Consider the following 18,591-nt stretch of genomic DNA (forward strand, 5'->3'; position numbering starts at 1 on the left):
CCGTCACGAGCGTCGCGGTCACCGGACCGCCGAATGCGCCGTACGGTGCGCATGACCCGTGCGCACCGCCCTCACCGCACGGACCGCCCTCACCGCACGGCCGCCAGCCCCCGTCGTACGGCCGCCAGATCGCCGTCACCCGCGAGGCCCGCGTGGTACAGCCGCAGCTCGTCGGCGCCGAGGGCGGCTGCGTGCGTGGCGTCGGCGGCGAGGGTGCCGGGGCGGCCGCCCATGGCGGTGACGACGGTGAGGTTGGCGGCGACGACAGGGGCGGCCGCCGGGGCGCGTACGTCCGCGAACGGCGCCAGCGCGTCCGTACGGGCCGCGTCGTCGCCTGTGCACGGCACCACCACCCCGTCAGCGTGCGCCAGGACGTCCGCCGGGTCGACGCCCGCGTTCGCGCCGCAGCGGTGCGCGGCCGGATCGGCGTGCAGCAGCACGCGGAACCCGCCGTCCGCGACGGCCCGTACGGCCGCGACAACCTCCCGCTGGAGCGTGCGCGCGGCATCGTCGCGCCAGCACCGCACGAGCCCCGACAGTTCATCGCCCAGCAGTCCCCGGATCCCGCGCCACTCCCCCGCCCGGCCTCCATCCGCCTCGCCCTTCCCGCCGTCCGCACCCGTCCACACCGGCTCCAGCGCCCGTACGACCGCGCCGCGCACGTCCCGCGCCCGTGCCCCCAGCCCCGTATAGCCCGCCTCGCAGACCTCGCAGAAGCACAGCGACATCAGGTACTGGGCGGCGCCCGGGAGCGGCACGCCGCCCACCTTGTCGTGCGCGTGCAGATGCGCCAGCCCGTACCAGCCGCAGGACTCCAGCTCGGTGCCGCGCGTGCCGGGCCGTACCGCCGCCTCCGCGGCCAGGTCGCGCAGATAGGCGCGGACCTCGGGCCGGGCGATGCAGGGCGCCCACGGGTAACGGTCGCCGTAGGCGTTGCGTACGGCGATGGCGGGATGCTCGGTGCCCAGGCGCGTGTTGTGGGCCAGTACGGCCCAGCTGTGCACCTCCAGGCCCGCGTCCGCCAGCGCCCGTGCCGCCGCGCCGAAGGGGTCCGGGTCCGCCACCCAGTCCTGCGGGTACGGGCGCAGGGCGCGGCCCGCCCAGCGTTCGGTGTCCGGCGGGTACAGGACGGCCGCGTGCCGGGCGGTGACGACGCGGTGGCGGGGGTGACGCGGGGTCAGCGCACGGGTCGAGTGGTACGCGGCGGCCAGGGTGGCCTGCTGGACGCCGAGGTCCGCGACGCGCCGGGCGGCGGCCGGGTCGCCGACCACGTCCCACGGGTACAGGAACGCGGCAGCACGCATCACCGGCCGCCCGCCGGGGCGCCCGCCAGTGCCAGCCCCCGTTCGATCAGCGCGGCCAGCGCCTCGACGTGTTCCGGAGCCGGTTCGCTCAGCGGCGTCCGTACCGGGCCCACGTCCGTCCCGCGCAGCCGCACCCCCGCCTTGACCAGCGAGACCGCGTATCCCCTGCCCTGGTCGCGCAGCTCGACCAGCGGCCGGTAGAAGCCGTCCAGCAGCCGGATGACCACCTCGTCGTCGCCGCCGGTGAGGGCACGGTGGAAGGCGGTGGCGATCTCCGGGGCGAAGGCGAAGACGGCCGACGAGTACCGGCGGACGCCGAGCCCGCGGTAGGCGAGAGCGGTCAGCTCGGCGGTCGGCAGCCCGTTGAAGTACACGAACTCCGCCCCCTCCGCCTCGGTCCGCACCGCGCTGATGATCCGTTGCAGCAGACCGAGGTCACCGAGGCCGTCCTTGAGGCCGATGATGCCGGGGGTGCGCGCGAGGGCGACGACGGTGTCCGGGGTGAAGACGGCGTTGTCGCGCTGGTAGACGATGACGGGCAGCGCGGTGGCCGCGGCGAGGTCCGTGTAGTGCCGCAGCAGGCCCGCCTGGTCGGCGGCGACGAGGTACGGCGGCATGGCCAGCAGCCCGTCGGCGCCCGCCTCCTCGGCGAGCCGGGCGTAGCGCACGGCGAGCGCGGTGCCGTACCCGGCGCCGGCCAGCACCGGAACCCGTCCGGCCACTTCCTGCACGGCGGTGGCCACGCAGTCGCGGAACTCCTCCGGGGTCAGCGCGTGGAACTCGCCCGTGCCGCAGCAGGCGAAGACGGCGGCCGCGCCCGCGTCGACGCCCTTGCGTACGTGGGCACGGAAGGCGGCCGGGTCCACCAGGGCGCCGTCGGGGCCGTACGCCGTCACGGGGAAGAACAGCATTCCGTCGAGGCGTTCGGCGAGCGGCGGGGCTGAGGTCACGGGCTCTCCCTGGCATGCTCGTGCGGGACGTCCGCACGCCGCGCGCACATCACACGCACGTGGCTGTGACGCCACCCCGCGGTGCACGTGCACATCGCTGACCGATGTCCATACTCATGAACGCGTTCACGCTAGGGCAGCGCACCGGGGCCGGTCAAGGACCCAACACGCCCGCCGAGCCACCGGAACTCCCCTCCCCAGCACCGGATTTGACCGACCCACCCACTACCTTGACCCCGTCGGCACACCTTCCTACCGTGACCCCGATCGCCCACGACCGTCCACCCACCTGAACGCCATCCGCTGATGAGGCCGCCGGCCGAACGCCGTACACCGTGCCCCTGAGCCCGCCCGGAGGAGCCCCATGCCCGCACCCCGCACCGTCCTGCTCACCGGCGCCGCCGGCGGCCTCGGCACCCTGATGCGCGAGCTGCTGCCCCCGTACGGCTACCGGCTCCGGCTCCTGGACCAGCGGACCATCGACGACGCACCGGACGCCGTCACCGCCGACCTGGCCGACAAGGAAGCCCTCCGCGCGGCGGTACGCGGCGTCGACGCGATCGTCCACCTCGCCGGCATCTCCCTCGAAGCCCCCTTCGAGAAGATCCTGCGCGCCAACATCGAAGGCACCTACCACCTCTACGAGGCGGCGCGCGAGGAAGGCGTCCGCCGCGTCGTCTTCGCCTCCTCCAACCACGCCGTCGGCTTCACCCCGCGCCCCGCCGACGGCTCCGGCGCGATCCCGGTGGACACCCCGCGCCGCCCCGACACGTACTACGGGCTCTCCAAGGGCTTCGGCGAAGACCTCGCCTCCCTCTACTGGGACCTGCACGGCATCGAGACGGTCTCCGTCCGCATCGGCTCCTGCTTCCCGCGGCCCACCACCGTCCGGATGCTCTCGATCTGGCTGAGCCCGCCCGACTGCGCACGCCTGCTGCACGCCGCGCTCACCGCCGAAGGCATCGGCCACACCGTGGTCTACGGCTCCTCCGCCAACACCCGCCTGTGGTGGGACCTGACCACGGCCCGCTCACTCGGCTACGCGCCCCAGGACGACTCCGAGCAGTACGCCGCCGAACTGATCGCCGCGCACGGCGAACTCGACCCCGCCAACCCCGAACACGCACACCTGGGCGGCTCCTTCTGCGTGGCCCCGCCCATCTGGCCGTACTGAGAACCTGACCTGACCTGGCCTCTCCTCCCCCCTCCTCCCCTGACGTGTTTCATGCCACGTCAGGCCGGCGGCGCAACCCGCCCCCGTCTCCCCGCGTCCTTGCGTACGTATCAATCATTTGCGCAACCGCGCAGGAACGAGGAACGCACCATGGGTATCGTCAGCTGGCTCGTACTGGGACTGATCGCAGGCGTCGTCGCCAAGGTCCTGCTGCCCGGACGGGACCCGGGCGGACTCGTCGGCACCACCCTCATCGGCATCATCGGCTCCTTCATCGGCGGCTGGCTCTCCACGAAGTTCCTGGACAAGCCCATCCCGAAGGACTTCTACGACCCGTCGATGTGGGTGGCCGCCATCGCCGGCTCCCTGGTCCTCCTGATCGCCTACCGCCTGCTGTTCGGCAACAGCCGCGACCGCCGCTGACCCCTGACGGAGCCGGTGCCCCGTCCGGCCCTCGGTAATGGAACCGCAAAGGAAGGCCACTCGTTATCCCCGGCATGACCGCTATGACTCCTGGCTCGAACCTCCCGCTCACCGCCTCGCGGGTGGCGGTGGACGTCACCGCGCCCGTGCGGCTCGATGTGTCGGGCCTGCTGCTCACCGCCGACGGCAAGGTGCGTTCCGACGACGACTTCGTGTTCTACAACCAGCCGGCCGGCCCGGGCGTGACCCACTCGTCCGGCGCGGGCGGCGCGGGCGACACGATCACGGTGGACACCGCCGCGGTGCCCGCCGGCATCGAGAAGATCGTCGTGACCGCCAGCCTGGACGCCCCCGGCGCCACCTTCGCCGGCACCGAACCGACCGGCACGGTCCGCAACGCCGACGACGGCAGCGTCATCGCCTCCTTCACCCCGCCGCAGCTCGGCGCGGAGACCGCCCTCGTGGTCGTCGAGATCTACCGGCGCAACGGCGCCTGGAAGGTCCGCGCGGTCGGCCAGGGCTACGCGAACGGCCTGGCCGGCATCGCCACGGACTTCGGCGTCAGCGTCGAAGAACCGGCCGCGCCCGCCGCCCCGGCCCCGCAGGCACCCCCGGCACCTCCCGTTCCCCCGGCCCAGCCCGCCGCGCAGTGGGGCCCGCCCACCGGCGCCCCGGCGCCCATGGCCCCGCCCCCTGCCGCAGCCGCTCCTGCCCCCGCCCCCGCTCCCGGTGCGGGCAAGATCAACCTCGACAAGGGCCGGGTGAGCCTCCAGAAGAACCAGACCGTCTCCCTGGTCAAGGGCGGCAAGCCGCTCCTGTCCTCGGTCCGCATGGGCCTCGGCTGGGAGCCCGCCTACCGCGGCAAGGACATCGACCTGGACGCGTCCGTGATCGCCTACGGCCCGGACCGCAAGAAGGTCGACAACTGCTTCTTCGGCAAACTCCAGATCCTGGGCGGCGCCATCCAGCACTCCGGCGACAACCTCACCGGCGAGGGCGCAGGCGACGACGAGGCCATCACCGTCCACCTCGGCGGCATCCCCCCGCAGGTCACCGGCCTGGTCTTCACGGTCAACTCCTTCTCCGGCCAGAAGTTCTCCGACGTGGCCAAGGCGTACTGCCGTCTGCTCGACGCCCAGACCGGCGAAGAACTGGTCCGCTTCGACCTCACCCAGTCCGAACCGCGCACCGGCGTCATGATGGCCAAACTCATCCGCCAGTTCTCCGGCGAATGGGAAATGACCGCCCTGGGCGAATTCGTCGACTCCCGCACGGTCCGAGGCATGGTCAAGCCGGGGGGTGCGGCGCTCTGACCCACAGGGGCGGCGTGCTCCTCGGCCCGCCGCCCCTCCGCCGACGCCTCCGCTTGTCGTCACATCCCGCGCACAGCCCCACATCGGTTCCGCCCCCGCTGGCCGCATGCACGGTTCCGATGACGGTCACGTTCCGTACCGTGCCACAGTCCGCACACCCGGTCACCGTACGGCTCCCACCGCGATGACCGCCGCCCGCAAGGCCACCGCACTCTGACCAGCGCCCCGGCCTCCGGCCGCACCCGCCACCGCAGCCGCTCGTTACGCATCTCCAGGCCGGGTACGTACAGGGCAGCCCCCGATCCGGCATCGCCCCACAACGGCAACCGGACCCCACCGGCCGTCCCAACGGGCACCAGCCAGCACATGCCCGCCGGCCGCCGGTGATCCTCGATCACCGCCCCGGACCTGCCCCCCAGCCACCCCAGCGCCTTCTCCCCCACCGGCCGCCCCAGCCACACCACGTCGACTCCGAGTGCGGCCACGTCATGTACGACACGCAAACCGGCTCCGCGCGGGATCCAGTCGGGAAGGGGCGCTGAGGTATTTCTTTTCAGGGGAGTTGCCATACGTCCAAGGACACCGTGTGGTCCGTACATTGACGAGGCAAAGCCCGAGGCAACGTCACAGGACATGGGTGAGGACATTCGCGCCGTGACCGCTTCCCCACGCGCTTACTCTGGGTCGTGACGACACGCGGAGGCGCACATGCCAGGCCCACCGGGGAATATCTCGCTTGTCCGGACTCGCATCGAGGCGGGTCTGCACACTCAGGAAGACTTCGTGAATGCCTTCCAGGACATAGCCGTTGAGCTGGGAATCGACGCAACGGTGACAGTGCGCCAGGTGCGGCGGTGGGAGTCCCGGACGCCGGGCTGGCCCCACCCCGCCGCACGGACCGTACTCTCAGCTCTCTTCGGCCGCCCGCCCGAAGCCCTGGGTTTCCGCCGCCGCGTCCGCCCCCTGCCTCCTGCGAACAGCACGGCCGCCCGCCCAGGGGTCGAAGAAGAGCTGAGGCGGCGTACTTTCGTCTCCCGCTCTCTTGCCGTGGTCGGCTCGGCGGCGATTCCGACGACCGCGGACGATGTGCTGTCCTGCGTCGGCACCGATCCGCTGGACGGCCTCCGGGACGTGCTCACCAGCACGGTACGTACGCGGGAGCCGCGCAGTGTCGAGTCGCTGCGCCGGGCCACCGCCGTAGCCAAGCGACAGGTGCAGTCATGCGGCTACGAGCAGTTGGCCCGGCAGTTGCCCGCCCTCCTGGCCGCGTTCGAGTCTCCAGGGGGCAAAGGCGCCGAACGGCGCGCCACCGACCTGCTCGCCGTGCACGCGTATCACGTGGCGGCCACCCTGTTCCTCAAACGTGACGACGCGGCTTCAGCCTGGGTAGCGGCCGAAAAGGCCGCTTCGACAGCACGACGCACCGAGGAACCGGCCGCGCTCGCCTCGGCACACCGGATTCTGGCCCACGCCATCGCGGCGGCGGGCCATCGGAGGCAGGCTCTGCGCGTAGCGATCACCGGCGTCGACGAACTCCACGGCCAGGTGTCCAGGACGACACCCGACCACACCGCGCTCCTCGGCGCACTGCTGCTGCGGGGAGCGTGGGTTGCCGCGATGGGCGAGGACCGGGACGCGGCGGCGGAGTTGCTCGATGAAGCGGAGCGCGTCGCCGAGTCGCTCCATGAGGCGACGAACCGGCAGTGGACGGCGTTCGGTATCAACAACGTCGCCCTGCACCGGCTGTCCATCGCGCTGCGGCTCGGCGACGCCGGCCACGCGCTCCAAGCGGCCCGGTCCGCGATTCCGGCCCGGCTCGCCGTGGCCGAGCGGCAGGCCGCATACTGGTCGGACGTGGCCCTGGCGCTGCACGCCTGCGGCCGTACGGAGAAGGCGGTCCGGGCACTACTGGCTGCCGAACACGCCGCACCGGAAGAGGTACGGTCCCGTCCCGTGATGCGGAAGCTGATCGGCGAACTACTGCGGTGCGACCGCACCAGGCGCGCTCCCTCGCTCCGGACCCTGGCAGACCGAGCCGAGGTACCGACGTGAGCGAGCAGCGCGTGCTCCACGTCATCGTCTGCGCAGCCGGCCCCGCCTCCCGGGTCGTCCGGCTGGTCGAGGCAGCCGTTGCCGACGGGTGGGAGGTGTGCGTCATCGCCACGCCTGCTGCCGAGGCGGGTGGGTTCATCGACATCCCCGCCGTCGAGGCCGTCTCCGGGCGGCCCGTGCGCTGTGACTGGCGTCGGTCCGGCGAGCGGAAGCGCAACCCGCCGGCCGACGCCGTGATCGTGGCGCCCATGACGATGAATTCGGTGAACAAGTGGGCCGCGGGCATCGCCGACACCTACGCCCTCGGCCTGCTCACCGAGGCAGTGGGGCTCGGGCTGCCGGTGGTCGCGCTGCCGTTCTGGTCGACGGCCCTCGACGCTCATCCGGCCACCCGGCACTCGGTGCGGGTCCTGCGTGACCTGGGTGTGCACGTGCTGTACGGGCCGGGCGCGTGGGAACCGCACGCTCCGGGTACCGGCGGTGAGCAGTTGGACGCCTATCCGTGGCGGCTGGCGTTGGAGGCGGTCATTGAGTTGGTCGGCGATCTGCCGTAGTGGCCCGTGACCTACCCGCCCAAAAACCTCTCCCCATCACCCGACGCCTCCCGCCCCCCCAACCCCACAACCCCCGCCAGCCTCTCGTGAGACTCCAGGAGGGCCTCGCGGTCGTATGTGCTGGTGGTTACCAGGAATTCGTCGGGGGTGATCTGGGTGAGGAGGGTGTCCAGTTGGGCGGCTACCTCGGGTTCGGTGCCGTGGATGTGGCCGGTCAGGGCAGCTTCGTACAAGGCGCGTTGTTTCGGGGGGAGGGTGGGGGCGCGGGCGGCGATCGACTCGGCGGATTCCAAGGGCGGGAAGACGCCGTGGGTGCGGGAGTAGGCCATCGACCAGGCTTCGGGGAGGAGGAGGTCGCGGGCCCGGTCGCGGGTTTCGGCCACGGCTACGGTGCCGGAGACGATGACGTACGGGTGGGGCCACAGGGCCGAGGGCTCGAAGTTGGTGCGGTAGCGGTCGATGGCGGCCTGCATCGTGTCGCGGCCGCGCAGGTCGCCGATGACCAAGGCCAGGCCGGCGCGGGCGGCGATGTCCGCGCCGGCGCCGGTGGCCAGGACGAACGCGGGGACGCGCAGGCCCTCCGCCGGGCGGGCGTGCACCTGTGGGTGGGGGCGCGGGCCGTCGGTGAAGTAGGCGGTGAGTTCGGCGAGTTGGGCGGCGAAGGAGTCGGCGGCGTCCTTGTCGGTGCCGAGGGCGCGGCGGATGCCGTCGGTGAAGCCGACGGACCGGCCGAGGCCCATGTCGATGCGGCCGGGGAAGAGCGAGGCGAGGACGCCGAACTGTTCGGCGACCACCAGCGGGCGGTGGTTGGGCAGCATGACGCCGCCCGTGCCGACCCGGATGCGGGAGGTGGCGGAGGCCACCGCGGCGGCGAGGACGGTCGGGGCGGAGCCGGCGACGCCCGGCACGCTGTGGTGCTCGGAGACCCAGAAGCGGTGGTAGCCGAGTGCTTCGGCGTGCCGGGCGAGGTCCACCGTGTCGCGGAGTGCCTCGGCCTCCGGGTGGCCGTGGCGGGTCCGGGAGCGGTCGAGGAGGGAGAAGGGGGTGCGCAGGCGGGGGGACGGTGGTGCGGTCGGCTGTCCGCCCGCCGTGGCAGGGGTGTTCCCTGCCGGCCCGGGTGTCCGGCTCGTCGTACTGCTCCGCGTGCTCACACCTGGTGCAACGCGTACGGGGCCGGCCGGGATTCCCCGGGGCAGGGCCACGCACGGCCCTGCCCGCGCCTCACCCCTGCCGCCGCCAAGGCCCCCTGATCGCCAGCATGATCCCCGGGTCCTGGATGTTGGCGAACAGTGTGCGGCCGTCGGGGGAGAAGACCGGGCCGGTGAATTCGCTGTACTCGGGTTCGTCGGCGGTGCCTATGTTGAGGTCGTTGCGGGCGATGGGGTACGTACGGCCGTCGTCCGTGGCGCCGAAGAGGTGCTGGACGCCTTCGCCGTCCTCGGCGATGATCAGGCCGCCGTACGGGGAGACGGTGATGTTGTCGGGGCCGTCGAAGGCGCCGTCCTCGTCCGGGGCGGGGTTGACGCCGAGCAGGACCTTCAGGGTCAGGGTGCGGCGGCGCGGGTCGTAGAACCAGACCTGGCCGTCGTGGCGGACGGGGCTCTCCTCGCGGGCGTACGAGGAGACGATGTACGCGCCGCCGTCGGCCCACCACATGCCTTCCAGCTTGCGGGCGCGGGTGATCGGTTTGTCGGTGAACTGTTTGCGTACGGGGGTGCGGCGGGCGTCACGGTCGGGGACCTCGATCCAGTCGACGCCGTAGACGGTGCCGGTCTTCGTGGCGCGGGAGAGGTCGTCGACGAAGCGGCCGCCGGAGTCGTAGCAGCGGGGCGCGGCCAGTACGCCCGCGTCGTCGGCGAGCGTGCGCAGCCGGCCTCGGCCGTGCTGGAAGCCGTGCGGCGGGGTCCAGCGGTAGAGGAGGCCGTTGGGGCGGTCGGCGTCCTCGGTGAGGTAGAGGTGGCCGCGCCTCGGGTCCACGACGACGGCTTCGTGGGCGTAGCGGCCCAGGGCCTTGACCGGGCGCGGGTCGCGGGCGGCCCGGCAGTCGTGGGGGTCGACCTCGAAGACGTAGCCGTGGTCCTTGGTCATGCCGTTCTGGCCGGCCTTGTCCTCGGTCTCCTCGCAGGTCAGCCAGGTGCCCCAGGGGGTACGGCCGCCGGCGCAGTTGGTGGAGGTGCCGGCGATGCCGACCCATTCGGCGATGTGCCTGCCGTCCCGGGAGACCTCGACGACGGTGCAGCCGCCGGCCGCCGCCGGGTCGTAGACCAGGCCGTCGGCGAGCGGTACGGGGTGTGGCCACTTCGAGCGCGGCCCCTTCAGCTCGTGGTTGTTGACGAGCAGGGTGGCGCCGCGCGGGCCCTCGAAGGTGGCGGTGCCGTCGTGGTGGGAGGGGGTGGACTCGCCGCTCTCCAGTCGGGTGACGCCGGTCCGGGTGATGATCTGGTAGGTGAATCCGGCGGGCAGCGCGAGGATGCCCGCCGGGTCCGCGATCAATGGGCCGTACCCGGGCTCGCGCCGTCGTGCGCCGGCGGCCGGTGCGGGCGCGCCGGCTTCCGGAAGCCCCTGCTCCGGTATCTCCTGCCCGATGGCGCCGGGCGCGGTGGCCAGGACGCCCACGCTGCCGGTCAGTGCGACGCCGGCTCCGGCGACGGCGGAGCGTTTGGCGAAGTCTCTGCGGGTGAGCGGCATGTCATCTCCTGGACGGCCGGTTCTCGGTGTGCCCTGTCCCTGCGCCGCACACCCTCGCGCGCCGCGGCGAACACCGGTTGAACCCCGCACGACGCCGCGATGTCGGAAAGCGCTTCCCATCACTCCGGAAAACCATGGCAAACAAGGTCATCAGCGGCATCTGCGCAGCAAGCGCAAGAATCATCGCGTACCTCCTTGACCGCCGACCGGCCCGGCAATAGACAGTCCCTACCTGCATCACCCGTAGGGAGAGCGGAGGGCCCGCGGCCGCACGGAACTGCCCGGGGAGCAGTCCGTGCCGGGTTCCCGTCCTCCTCCGAGAGCCTGCCGCCGTGCGCGGTCCGGGCTCGTCAAGCGAACGCGGTCCCGCCCCGCAGCCGCAGCCGCCCGTGCGCAGGAGCATTCCCGCTCTTACGGCCCGGGCGCACGGCTGAGCGCCGCGCGGGACGCCCACCGGGGAAGAGGTGGTCTGGTGTGAACCAGCCCGAGATGATGCGTGGCCCCACCGGAGGTCAGGTCAGCGACACCTCCCGTCAACAGGCACTTTCCGACTTCATGCACCCGCAGAACCCGACCGCGAACGTCGTCGGCTTCGGTCACGGCGTGAAGTGGACCAACGGCGAGCCCACCGGCGAGGAAGCCGTCCTGGTCTTCGTCACGCAGAAGGTCCCGGAGTCGATGCTGCCCGAACGGGACGTGATCCCCAGGGAGATGGACGACGGCACCCCGACCGACGTGCTGGCCGTCGGCCACATCTCCGCGCAGGCCCAGCAACGCGTACCGGCCGGTCAGAGCCGGTCGATGCCGCAGGAGCAGGGCCTCGCGGGCAACGGCGGCCGGATGGGCGCCCTCACCCAGCCGCTGCTCGAAGAGCTGAGCCAGCTCGGCAGCGCCCTGGAACCGCAGCTCCTCAAGCGCCGGATGCGGCCCTGCCCGGCCGGCTTCTCGGTCGGCAACGTGCAGGTCACCGCGGGCACGCTGGGCAGCGTGGTGTACGACTTCCTGCCCGGCGCGCAGACCAACCCGCCGGCGCCCGGCCTCGGCGCACCGGGCAAGTTCTACATCCTGAGCAACAATCACGTCCTGGCGGACTCCAACCGGGCGCCGCTGGGCAGCTCCGTACTCCAGCCGGGCAAGTTCGACGGCGGTACGGACCCCGCGGACCGGATCGGCACGCTGGACCGCTTCATCTCGATCCAGTTCGCCCCGCAGATTCCGCTGACGCAGCACAACAACGTGGTGGACGCGGCGCTCGCGAAGATCGAGTTCGAGGACGCCACCCGGCAGCAGTACTTCAGCGGCGTGCCGCGCGCGTGGCGCCGCAAGTCGGCGGTGGCGGTGGGCGACCTGGTCAAGAAGACCGGCCGGACCACCAACATCAGCTTCGGGCGGATCGTCTCCACCGACGCCACGGTCGACGTCAATTACGGCACGGCCGGCACGGCGCGCTTCAAGGACCAGATCATGACCACGAACATCTCGGCGGGCGGCGACTCCGGTTCGCTGGTCACCTCGCTCGACGACGTCGCGGTCGGTCTGCTCTTCGCGGGCTCGTCGACGGTCACCATCGTCAACCACATCGAGACCGTCCGCACGCTGCTGCGCGTCGAGATCGCCGAGCAGCTGGCCTGACCCACCGAGCCCGAGGGAGAGCCATGACAAGCGCAGCGCAGAAGAGGAAGGGTCCGGGCCGCGAGCACCAGTTCGTCAACGCCCAGGGCTCCGAGGTCAAGACCCGGGACGAGGCGTTCGCCGTACAGCGTGACGTCTCCGCCGAGGCTCTTCAGGTCACCCAGAAGATGGCGCTGCACAACCAGGCGCTCACCTTCGACATGGAGGTCAACTACAACCCGAACACCAACGTCGTCACGGGCGGCCGGATCACCACCGGCATCTGCGGCGCCCCGTGGGACATCACCGGCGGCTCGATCGGCACCTCGCTGCGGATCGACGCCAAGCGGCCGGGCACCGGCGGCAGCTGCGCCGCGACGATCACCATCATCGGCCAGTTCCAGGTTCCGCTGTCCTACCGCGGCACGTACGGCTTCAACGGCCAGTCCACCTCGTTCAACCACACGACGCAGCTCGTGTGCTGACGGCGCGCCTCCGCCGGAAAGGGCCGGCGGGCGGCGGGAGCACCGAGGTGCTCCGGTCGCCCGCCGGTCGCGGCAGCCCGCAGGGGCCACCGCGAAACCCTCAACTCCCTTGTCGCGACCGCGCCTTGAACGCGGCCTTGCGGGCCTCCTTGGCGGCCTTCTTGTCCGGGTGGAGGCGTCCCATGGCCTCCAGGACGTCGGCGGTCGCCGGGTGGTCCACCCGCCAGGCGGCGTCGAAGAAGCCGTTGTGCTGGCCGACCAGGCCCTCGACCAGGGCGCGCAGCTCGTCCGCACCCTCGTCGGCGGTCTCGGCCGCGCCGAGCTGCGCCGCGATGGTGTCCACGGTCAGCCAGAAGATCATGTCCTGGGACGGCTCGGGGATGTCGGCGGCGCCGCGCTCGGCGAGCCAGACCCGGGCCAGACCGCCCAGCTGCCGGTCGTCCAGCACCTCGCGCAGCGCGGGCTCGGCCTCCGGCCCGGCCAGCGACAGCGTCTGCTGGCAGGCGAGCCGGCGCAGCGGCCCGTACGCGTCGTCGCCGCGGGCGGCCGAGAGCAGATCGCGGGCGGCGTCGACGGGCGTACGGGCGGCGAGCCACTGCTCGGACTCGGCCTGTGCCAGGGGCTCGGGGTAGCCGGGCAGCGCGTCCAGGAGGACGTCGGCGCCCTTGTCGGTGAGGTCGCCGATGGCCGGGGCGTCGACGCCCGCGTCCAGCATCCGGGCGCGTACGGCGTAGACGCCCAGCGGGGTGAGGCGGACCATGCCGTAACGGGAGACGTCCTCGTCCTCCAGGGGCTCCGGGGACCGGACGGTCGCGCCGTCCTCGTCCAGCTCCTCGATCAGCGCCTCGTCCACCGGCTGGTATGCGACCAGGCCGATCGGCTCCAGCACCCGGAACTGGTCGTCGAGCCGCATCATCGCCTCGGAGACCTCTTCGAGGATGTCGTCGGTCGGCTCGTCCATGTCATCCGGGACGATCATGGAGGCGGCGAGGGCGGGCAGCGGCACGGCCTGCTCGGGGTCCTCGTTCAGCGCGGTGAGCAGGTAGAGGTTGCCGAGGATGCCGTCCAGCAGCTCGGCCTCCTCCTCCGGGTTCCAGTCGATCGCGTCCAGGTCCAGTTCGCCGCCCTCGGCGATCTGGTCGGCGATGTCGGAGAGGTCCGGCGCCACGGCGTCGGCCAGCACGGTCTCCATGCCGCCGAGCCAGATGTCGAGGATGTCCCGCGGGCTGCCGGAGGTCAGCAGCGGCAGCTCCTCACCGGGGGTGGCGGTGCCGGCCGCGGCGTCGTCGGCCTGTTCCTCGCCCTCCTCGGCGGTCTCCGCGCTCTCCTCGATCTCCACCAGGCCGGTGTCGACGGCGAGCTGCCAGGCCTCGGCGGCGTACCCGGGGCCGTCCTCGTCGCCGGCCAGGCCGAGGTGGTCGACGGCACCGGCCAGCTGCTCCTGGAGGAGCTCGCCGCCGACTCCGACGGGGACGCCGGGCTCGGCCCAGCGGGCCAGCTGCGCGGCCCGGGCGAAGAGCGGCGCGCTCAGCGCGTCCCGCGCCAGCTCCGCGTCGGGGTGCAGCCGCACCGGCGGCAGGGTCGGGCGGTCTGCGGACATCTCGGGCTCAGCTCCTCGTGCGGACTACGGCTCGTACGAAGCCCCAGCGTAGACGGAATTCCGTGCATCTCGGGCGGTTCACCTTGGTTTCCGTACCCGTACACCCGGCGAGCCTTGACAACTGCCGTGGCCACACAAGAGATTGACGCGCGTAGAGGCTGCCGGACCGTTTCCGCTCCGCTGCGTTCATGCCTTCTCGCACCCTGTTCCCCACCCTTTCGCCCGCCTTCCGGAGGCCCTCCGTGTCCGCGCAGACACCGCCGCACATACCGCCGCACGCACCGACCCGTACCTCCCGCCGCCGCGCCCTGCGCAGGTCCGCCGCGCTGACCGCGGTGGTCGCCGCCGCGCTGACCGGCGGGCTGCTCGCCGTGCCGCAGACCGCCTCGGCCGCGGTCACCCGCATCCACGACCTCCAGGGCACGACCCGCGTCTCGCCCTTCGCGGGCAAGCAGGTCGCCGACGTGCCCGGCACGGTCACGGCGGTACGGGCCTTCGGCTCGGCCCGCGGCTTCTGGATGCAGGACCCGCGGCCCGACCGCGACCCGGCCACCAGCGAGGCGGTCTTCGTCCTCACCGGCAAGCAGACGCCGAAGGCCGCCGTCGGCGATTCCGTACGGGTCTCCGGCACGGTCGGCGAGTACTACCCCGGCGGCGAGCGGGCGGGCCTGCAGTCCGTCACCGAGATCACCGACGCCACCTGGACCACCGCCTCCTCCGGCAACCCGCTCCCGGCCGCCTTCAATCTCAACGCCGCGAGCGTGCCGGACCGTTACGCCCCGTCCGCGGGCGGCAAGAGCATCGAGGGCCTGCCGCTGCGCCCGGACGCGTACGCCCTGGACCGCTACGAATCGCTGGAGGGCATGCGGGTCTCCCTCGCCGACGCGTCCGTCGTCGGCCCGACGACCACGCACAACGAGCTGTGGGCCACCGCCGAGCCCCGCCACAACCGCACCGTGCGCGGCGGCGCGCTCTACGGCTCCTACCAGGACCCCAACCCCGGCCGCATCAAGATCACGTCACTCATCCCCTTCACCCAGCGGCCCTTCCCCGTCGCCGACACCGGCGACCGGCTGACCGGCACCACCGCGGGCCCGCTGGACTACGACAACTTCGGCGGGTACGGGATCGCCGCCACCGAACTGGGCACGCTCACCGACCGCGGCCCGGCCCGGGAGACCACGCGCAAGCAGCGCGCCGACGAGCTGGCCGTGGCCACGTACAACGTCGAGAACCTCTCCCCGAAGACGCCGCCCGCCAAGTTCGCGCGGCTGGCCGAGGCGCTGGTGAAGAACCTCGCCTCGCCGGACATCGTGGCCCTGGAGGAGGTACAGGACGACAACGGCCCCACGGACGACGGAACCGTTTCCGCGGAGGCGACGCTCAAGCGGCTCACCGACGCCGTCAAGGCGGCCGGCGGCCCCTCCTACGCGTGGCGGCAGATCGACCCGGCGAACAACCAGGACGGCGGCCAGCCCGGCGGCAACATCCGCACCGCGTTCCTCTACAACCCCGCCCGGGTCTCCTTCACCGACATCGCCGGCGGCGACGCCACCACCCCCGTCAAGGTGACCGGCTCCCACGGCAAGCCGCGCCTGACCGCCTCCCCCGGCCGCATCGACCCCGGCAACGCGGCCTGGGCCAACAGCCGCAAGCCGCTCGCCGGCCAGTTCTGCTTCCGGGGCCGCCCGGTCTTCGTCGTCGCCAACCACTTCAACTCCAAGGGCGGCGACCAGGGCCTCGACAGCCGCTTCCAGCCTCCGGCCCGTACGTCGGAGACCCAGCGCGTCCAGCAGGCGAAGGCCGTGCACGCCTTCGTCGAGGACGTACTGCGGGTGGCCCCGAAGGCCGACGTGGTCGTGGCCGGCGACCTCAACGACTACCAGTTCTCCCCCGCCCTGAAGGCCCTCACCGCCGGCGGCGACCTCACCGACCTCGTCGACCGCCTGCCGCGCGGCGAGCGCTACGGGTACGTCTACCAGGGCAACTCGCAGGTGCTGGACCACATGCTCACCAGCCGCCACCTGCGCCGCGTGGACTACGACATCGTGCACATCAACGCGGAGTACGCCGACCAGTCGAGCGATCACGACCCGCAGGTGCTGCGCCTGAAGCCGTAGCACTCCTTGACCTTTCCGCCAGCACAACTCAGTGGACCTGAAGGCTGCGGCGGGGACAGACTCCGCTCCGTGACCACGACGAGCGCCGTTCCGTCGCCGCCGCCCTTCGGCCGTACCAGCACCCCACCGCCCTTCGGCCGCACCACCGCCGCCATGATCACGCCATTCCACGCGGACGGCGGCCTGGACCTCGACGGCGCGCAGCGCCTTCGCCGTCCACCTCGTCGGCGAAGGCGGCGACGGACTCGCCCTCAGCGGCACCACCGGCGAGCCCCCGACGACCACCAACGCCGCGAAGAAAGCCCTGGTCCGGGCCGTGGTCGAAGCCGTCGGCGACCGCGCCCTGATCACCGCCGCCGGCGGCCCGGCCGAGGCCACCCGCCGCTGCCTGCGCCTGGTACCGCTCATCGCCACGATGACGGGAACGCAGCCCCGGCGCGGTCACCGCCAAGGCACTCCTGAACCTGCTCGGACTGCCCGCCGGATCGGTCCGCGCGCCCCTCCCGGCAGCAGGCCCGGAGGTCACCAGCGAGCCGGCGACGTCCCTGAAGGCCGCACAGCGGTAGCTTCTTCCGCCTCCTGCGCTTCTTCGTCCCCCTCACCCACGAGGTCGCGGACGAGCAGCGTCGCACCGGCCACCGCGCCCGGCATCAGGAACACGGCCACGAACGGCACGAGGAACAGCAGCACCAGCGGCGTACCGAACCCGACGGCGAGCCCCTTGCGGCCGCGCAGCATCCGCAGCCGCTCCCGCACCGGGATGCCGCGCCGCTGCATCGCCACCGAGGTCAGCTCCACCGTCAGGAAGAACCCCGACACACAAAACCCGATCGCGGGCACCACGGTCTGCCCGACGACCGGCACGAACCCCAGCACGAAGAAGAGCAGTCCGAAACCGGCGGCACGCACCAGCACATGCACACTGTCCCTGAGCGAAACCCACAGCTCCCGCCACAGCGACAGCCCGGACCCCGGCGGGCAGTGGCCCTCGCTCTCCTCCACCTTCTCCGACAACGACTCGTAGAACGGATCGCCGATCAGCAGCGTGACGGCGGTGAAGGTCAGCACCGACAGCAGCAGCCCGCCCGCGAAGAGCAGCGCGACGAACAGCCCGCGCAGCAGCCCCTGCCACGGCGAACCCCAGCCGTCGGCGAAGGGCGTCGCCCAGGCCGCGAGGTCACCCGCGAAGAACGCCAGCGCGACCAGCGCCCCCGCGTACAGCACGAGGGCGATGAGCGCGGGAATCATCCCGAACCCCCACCACCGGCCGTGCCGGGCAACCCAGCGCTGCCCCTTCCCGAGGTACCCCGTTCCCGCCACAAGATCGCGCATGTGCGTCAGCCTAACGGGCTCATGACAGGCGCTCGTCTCCGAACCGTACGGATACGGTTACGGAACCCGGCCCCCGCCGGTGAACCGGGCCAGCTGCCGCTGCAACCAGTCGAGCCGGGCCTGCATCAGCGAAGCCTCAGCGGCCAGCTCAGGCACGGTACGGGTTTCGGGCCCCGCCCCCGCGACGTCCTCCTCCCCCAGCTCCGGCTCACCACCCGCCACGATCCGCAGCGGCCCGCCCCCGCACCGTACGAACTCCGCGAAGCTCACCGCCGTCCACGGCGCGAACGCCGTCCGCCCGCGCCGGGCCGCGCACTCCGCACACACGGCCGTCAGCACCCGCCACCCCGTACGGCCCCACCCGGCATCCGCGAATCCCGACGGCATCCGACCACACGCGCACGCCCCGACCCGCGCCACCCGCACCCGCTGCCGCGCGTACCGCATCCCCCGCTCGAAGCGGATGTACGCCCCGAGCACCGTGACCTCCAGCAACACCGCCCGCCGGTACTCACTCGCACACGCCAGGGCCAGCGCCTGATCAAACGTGTGCAAGCAGTAGAAACCACAGTCACAGCGCAGAGCCGGGCAGCGGTGCCGTCTGCCGTACACACAGCGCGCCTCATCGACGAATCCATACGGAAGCGCGCCGCCGAGCGACACCCCGGCGAACCCGGCCCGGTTCCCGTCGTGCGAGATCACCGGATGCGCGAGCTTGAACCCGACGGGCGGGCTGGCGGGCCGCTCCTCGGGCAGCCGCAACCTCATCGCCCGGCCGGCACCGGTTCCTGCCGGGGCGCGTCGGCGACCACATCACCCGGGCCGTCGACAGCCGCGAGACCCGCGTCCGTCACCTTCGTCTCCGGCACGTCCTCCACGCACTCCACGTCCTCCGCGACACCGACAGCGAGCGCTTTCCCCAGCCTCATGACGCCTCCCGGTACGGATCGGTGCGGATCGGTCCGCCGGACTCCTCGGGGGCTTC

Annotated in this window: 16 protein-coding genes and 1 pseudogene; 9 read left to right on the forward strand and 8 right to left on the reverse strand. The window is 72.4% G+C overall.

Features of this window, described 5'->3' with window-relative positions:
• Nucleotides 1–89 precede the first annotated feature (89 nt).
• Nucleotides 90–1,304, reverse strand: a complete 1,215-nt coding sequence (locus ACZ4Z1_RS20285; RefSeq protein WP_468487979.1) for a hypothetical protein — start codon at nucleotides 1,302–1,304, stop codon at nucleotides 90–92.
• A complete protein-coding gene (locus tag ACZ4Z1_RS20290; protein ID WP_468488140.1) occupies nucleotides 1,304–2,215 on the reverse strand; it encodes a 5-dehydro-4-deoxyglucarate dehydratase in 912 nt (303 codons plus the stop codon). Before ACZ4Z1_RS20290 ends, ACZ4Z1_RS20285 begins: the two co-directional genes overlap by 1 nt.
• Before the next feature lie 403 nt (nucleotides 2,216–2,618).
• Here ACZ4Z1_RS20290 and ACZ4Z1_RS20295 point away from each other — a divergent pair, with 403 nt between their 5' ends.
• The 5 genes from ACZ4Z1_RS20295 to ACZ4Z1_RS20315 all read left to right on the forward strand — a co-directional run bounded on the left by ACZ4Z1_RS20295 (nucleotide 2,619) and on the right by ACZ4Z1_RS20315 (nucleotide 7,770).
• Nucleotides 2,619–3,428 carry an NAD-dependent epimerase/dehydratase family protein gene (locus ACZ4Z1_RS20295; RefSeq protein WP_468487980.1) on the forward strand — a complete coding sequence of 270 codons (810 nt, stop codon included), beginning with the start codon at nucleotides 2,619–2,621 and terminating at the stop codon, nucleotides 3,426–3,428.
• Between the two features lie 150 nt (nucleotides 3,429–3,578).
• Nucleotides 3,579–3,851 carry a GlsB/YeaQ/YmgE family stress response membrane protein gene (locus ACZ4Z1_RS20300; protein WP_468487981.1) on the forward strand — a complete coding sequence of 91 codons (273 nt, stop codon included), beginning with the start codon at nucleotides 3,579–3,581 and terminating at the stop codon, nucleotides 3,849–3,851.
• Nucleotides 3,852–3,934: 83 nt separating this feature from the next.
• Complete coding sequence (locus tag ACZ4Z1_RS20305; protein ID WP_468488141.1) at nucleotides 3,935–5,164, forward strand: TerD family protein; 1,230 nt, start codon at nucleotides 3,935–3,937, stop codon at nucleotides 5,162–5,164.
• 1,047 nt (nucleotides 5,165–6,211) lie between these two features.
• Nucleotides 6,212–7,216, forward strand: coding sequence for a hypothetical protein (locus ACZ4Z1_RS20310; RefSeq protein WP_468487982.1), 1,005 nt, complete (start codon nucleotides 6,212–6,214; stop codon nucleotides 7,214–7,216).
• Complete coding sequence (locus tag ACZ4Z1_RS20315; RefSeq protein WP_468487983.1) at nucleotides 7,213–7,770, forward strand: flavoprotein; 558 nt, start codon at nucleotides 7,213–7,215, stop codon at nucleotides 7,768–7,770. Before ACZ4Z1_RS20310 ends, ACZ4Z1_RS20315 begins: the two co-directional genes overlap by 4 nt.
• An 11-nt stretch (nucleotides 7,771–7,781) precedes the next feature.
• On the opposite strand, the gene ACZ4Z1_RS20320 is transcribed toward ACZ4Z1_RS20315, so the two are convergent.
• Both ACZ4Z1_RS20320 and ACZ4Z1_RS20325 read right to left on the reverse strand, forming a co-directional pair.
• Nucleotides 7,782–8,822, reverse strand: coding sequence for an LLM class flavin-dependent oxidoreductase (locus ACZ4Z1_RS20320; RefSeq protein WP_468488142.1), 1,041 nt, complete (start codon nucleotides 8,820–8,822; stop codon nucleotides 7,782–7,784).
• Between the two features lie 169 nt (nucleotides 8,823–8,991).
• Nucleotides 8,992–10,458, reverse strand: a complete 1,467-nt coding sequence (locus tag ACZ4Z1_RS20325; RefSeq protein ID WP_468487984.1) for an alkaline phosphatase PhoX — start codon at nucleotides 10,456–10,458, stop codon at nucleotides 8,992–8,994.
• A gap of 474 nt (nucleotides 10,459–10,932) precedes the next feature.
• Between ACZ4Z1_RS20325 and ACZ4Z1_RS20330 the strand changes: the two genes are divergently transcribed.
• Complete coding sequence (locus ACZ4Z1_RS20330) at nucleotides 10,933–12,090, forward strand: chymotrypsin family serine protease (RefSeq protein WP_468487985.1); 1,158 nt, start codon at nucleotides 10,933–10,935, stop codon at nucleotides 12,088–12,090.
• Between the two features lie 23 nt (nucleotides 12,091–12,113).
• Entirely contained in the window at nucleotides 12,114–12,554 is a 441-nt protein-coding gene (locus ACZ4Z1_RS20335) for a hypothetical protein (protein WP_468487986.1), read from the forward strand.
• Nucleotides 12,555–12,654: 100 nt separating this feature from the next.
• Here ACZ4Z1_RS20335 and ACZ4Z1_RS20340 read toward each other — a convergent pair whose 3' ends face one another.
• On the reverse strand, nucleotides 12,655–14,154 hold the full coding sequence (locus tag ACZ4Z1_RS20340; RefSeq protein ID WP_468487987.1) for a hypothetical protein: 1,500 nt from the start codon (nucleotides 14,152–14,154) through the stop codon (nucleotides 12,655–12,657).
• A 188-nt stretch (nucleotides 14,155–14,342) separates the two neighbouring features.
• Between ACZ4Z1_RS20340 and ACZ4Z1_RS20345 the strand changes: the two genes are divergently transcribed.
• Both ACZ4Z1_RS20345 and ACZ4Z1_RS20350 read left to right on the forward strand, forming a co-directional pair.
• Nucleotides 14,343–16,274, forward strand: a complete 1,932-nt coding sequence (locus tag ACZ4Z1_RS20345; protein WP_468487988.1) for an endonuclease/exonuclease/phosphatase family protein — start codon at nucleotides 14,343–14,345, stop codon at nucleotides 16,272–16,274.
• 153 nt (nucleotides 16,275–16,427) lie between these two features.
• Nucleotides 16,428–16,647: pseudogene (locus tag ACZ4Z1_RS20350) on the forward strand (dihydrodipicolinate synthase family protein); the annotation flags it as partial.
• 149 nt (nucleotides 16,648–16,796) lie between these two features.
• On the opposite strand, the gene ACZ4Z1_RS20355 reads toward ACZ4Z1_RS20350, so the two are convergent.
• Genes ACZ4Z1_RS20355 through ACZ4Z1_RS20365 form a run of 3 tightly spaced genes read right to left on the reverse strand, consistent with a single transcriptional unit; the run spans nucleotide 16,797 to nucleotide 18,535 of the window.
• Nucleotides 16,797–17,606 (reverse strand): EI24 domain-containing protein, encoded by an 810-nt coding sequence (locus tag ACZ4Z1_RS20355; protein ID WP_468487989.1) that lies wholly within the window; start codon nucleotides 17,604–17,606, stop codon nucleotides 16,797–16,799.
• 57 nt (nucleotides 17,607–17,663) lie between these two features.
• Nucleotides 17,664–18,374: a hypothetical protein gene (locus ACZ4Z1_RS20360; protein WP_468487990.1), complete on the reverse strand. Its 711-nt coding sequence runs from the start codon at nucleotides 18,372–18,374 to the stop codon at nucleotides 17,664–17,666.
• Nucleotides 18,371–18,535 carry a hypothetical protein gene (locus ACZ4Z1_RS20365; protein WP_468487991.1) on the reverse strand — a complete coding sequence of 55 codons (165 nt, stop codon included), beginning with the start codon at nucleotides 18,533–18,535 and terminating at the stop codon, nucleotides 18,371–18,373. The genes ACZ4Z1_RS20360 and ACZ4Z1_RS20365 overlap by 4 nt, the downstream gene beginning before the upstream one ends.
• Nucleotides 18,536–18,591 lie beyond the last annotated feature (56 nt).

The organism is Streptomyces sp. NPDC030165, assembly GCF_055573595.1.

Excerpts from the sequence above, each read along its gene's own strand:
- ACZ4Z1_RS20285 (WP_468487979.1), bottom strand. The coding sequence starts at position 1,304 with ATGCGTGCTGCCGCGTTCCTGTACCCGTGGGACGTGGTCGGCGACCCG.
- ACZ4Z1_RS20290 (WP_468488140.1), bottom strand. The coding sequence starts at position 2,215 with ATGCTGTTCTTCCCCGTGACGGCGTACGGCCCCGACGGCGCCCTGGTG.
- ACZ4Z1_RS20295 (WP_468487980.1), top strand. The coding sequence starts at position 2,619 with ATGCCCGCACCCCGCACCGTCCTGCTCACCGGCGCCGCCGGCGGCCTC.
- ACZ4Z1_RS20300 (WP_468487981.1), top strand. The coding sequence starts at position 3,579 with ATGGGTATCGTCAGCTGGCTCGTACTGGGACTGATCGCAGGCGTCGTC.
- ACZ4Z1_RS20305 (WP_468488141.1), top strand. The coding sequence starts at position 3,935 with ATGACTCCTGGCTCGAACCTCCCGCTCACCGCCTCGCGGGTGGCGGTG.
- ACZ4Z1_RS20325 (WP_468487984.1), bottom strand. The coding sequence starts at position 10,458 with ATGCCGCTCACCCGCAGAGACTTCGCCAAACGCTCCGCCGTCGCCGGA.
- ACZ4Z1_RS20335 (WP_468487986.1), top strand. The coding sequence starts at position 12,114 with ATGACAAGCGCAGCGCAGAAGAGGAAGGGTCCGGGCCGCGAGCACCAG.
- ACZ4Z1_RS20340 (WP_468487987.1), bottom strand. The coding sequence starts at position 14,154 with ATGTCCGCAGACCGCCCGACCCTGCCGCCGGTGCGGCTGCACCCCGAC.
- ACZ4Z1_RS20345 (WP_468487988.1), top strand. The coding sequence starts at position 14,343 with ATGCCTTCTCGCACCCTGTTCCCCACCCTTTCGCCCGCCTTCCGGAGG.
- ACZ4Z1_RS20355 (WP_468487989.1), bottom strand. The coding sequence starts at position 17,606 with ATGCGCGATCTTGTGGCGGGAACGGGGTACCTCGGGAAGGGGCAGCGC.
- ACZ4Z1_RS20360 (WP_468487990.1), bottom strand. The coding sequence starts at position 18,374 with ATGAGGTTGCGGCTGCCCGAGGAGCGGCCCGCCAGCCCGCCCGTCGGG.
- ACZ4Z1_RS20365 (WP_468487991.1), bottom strand. The coding sequence starts at position 18,535 with ATGAGGCTGGGGAAAGCGCTCGCTGTCGGTGTCGCGGAGGACGTGGAG.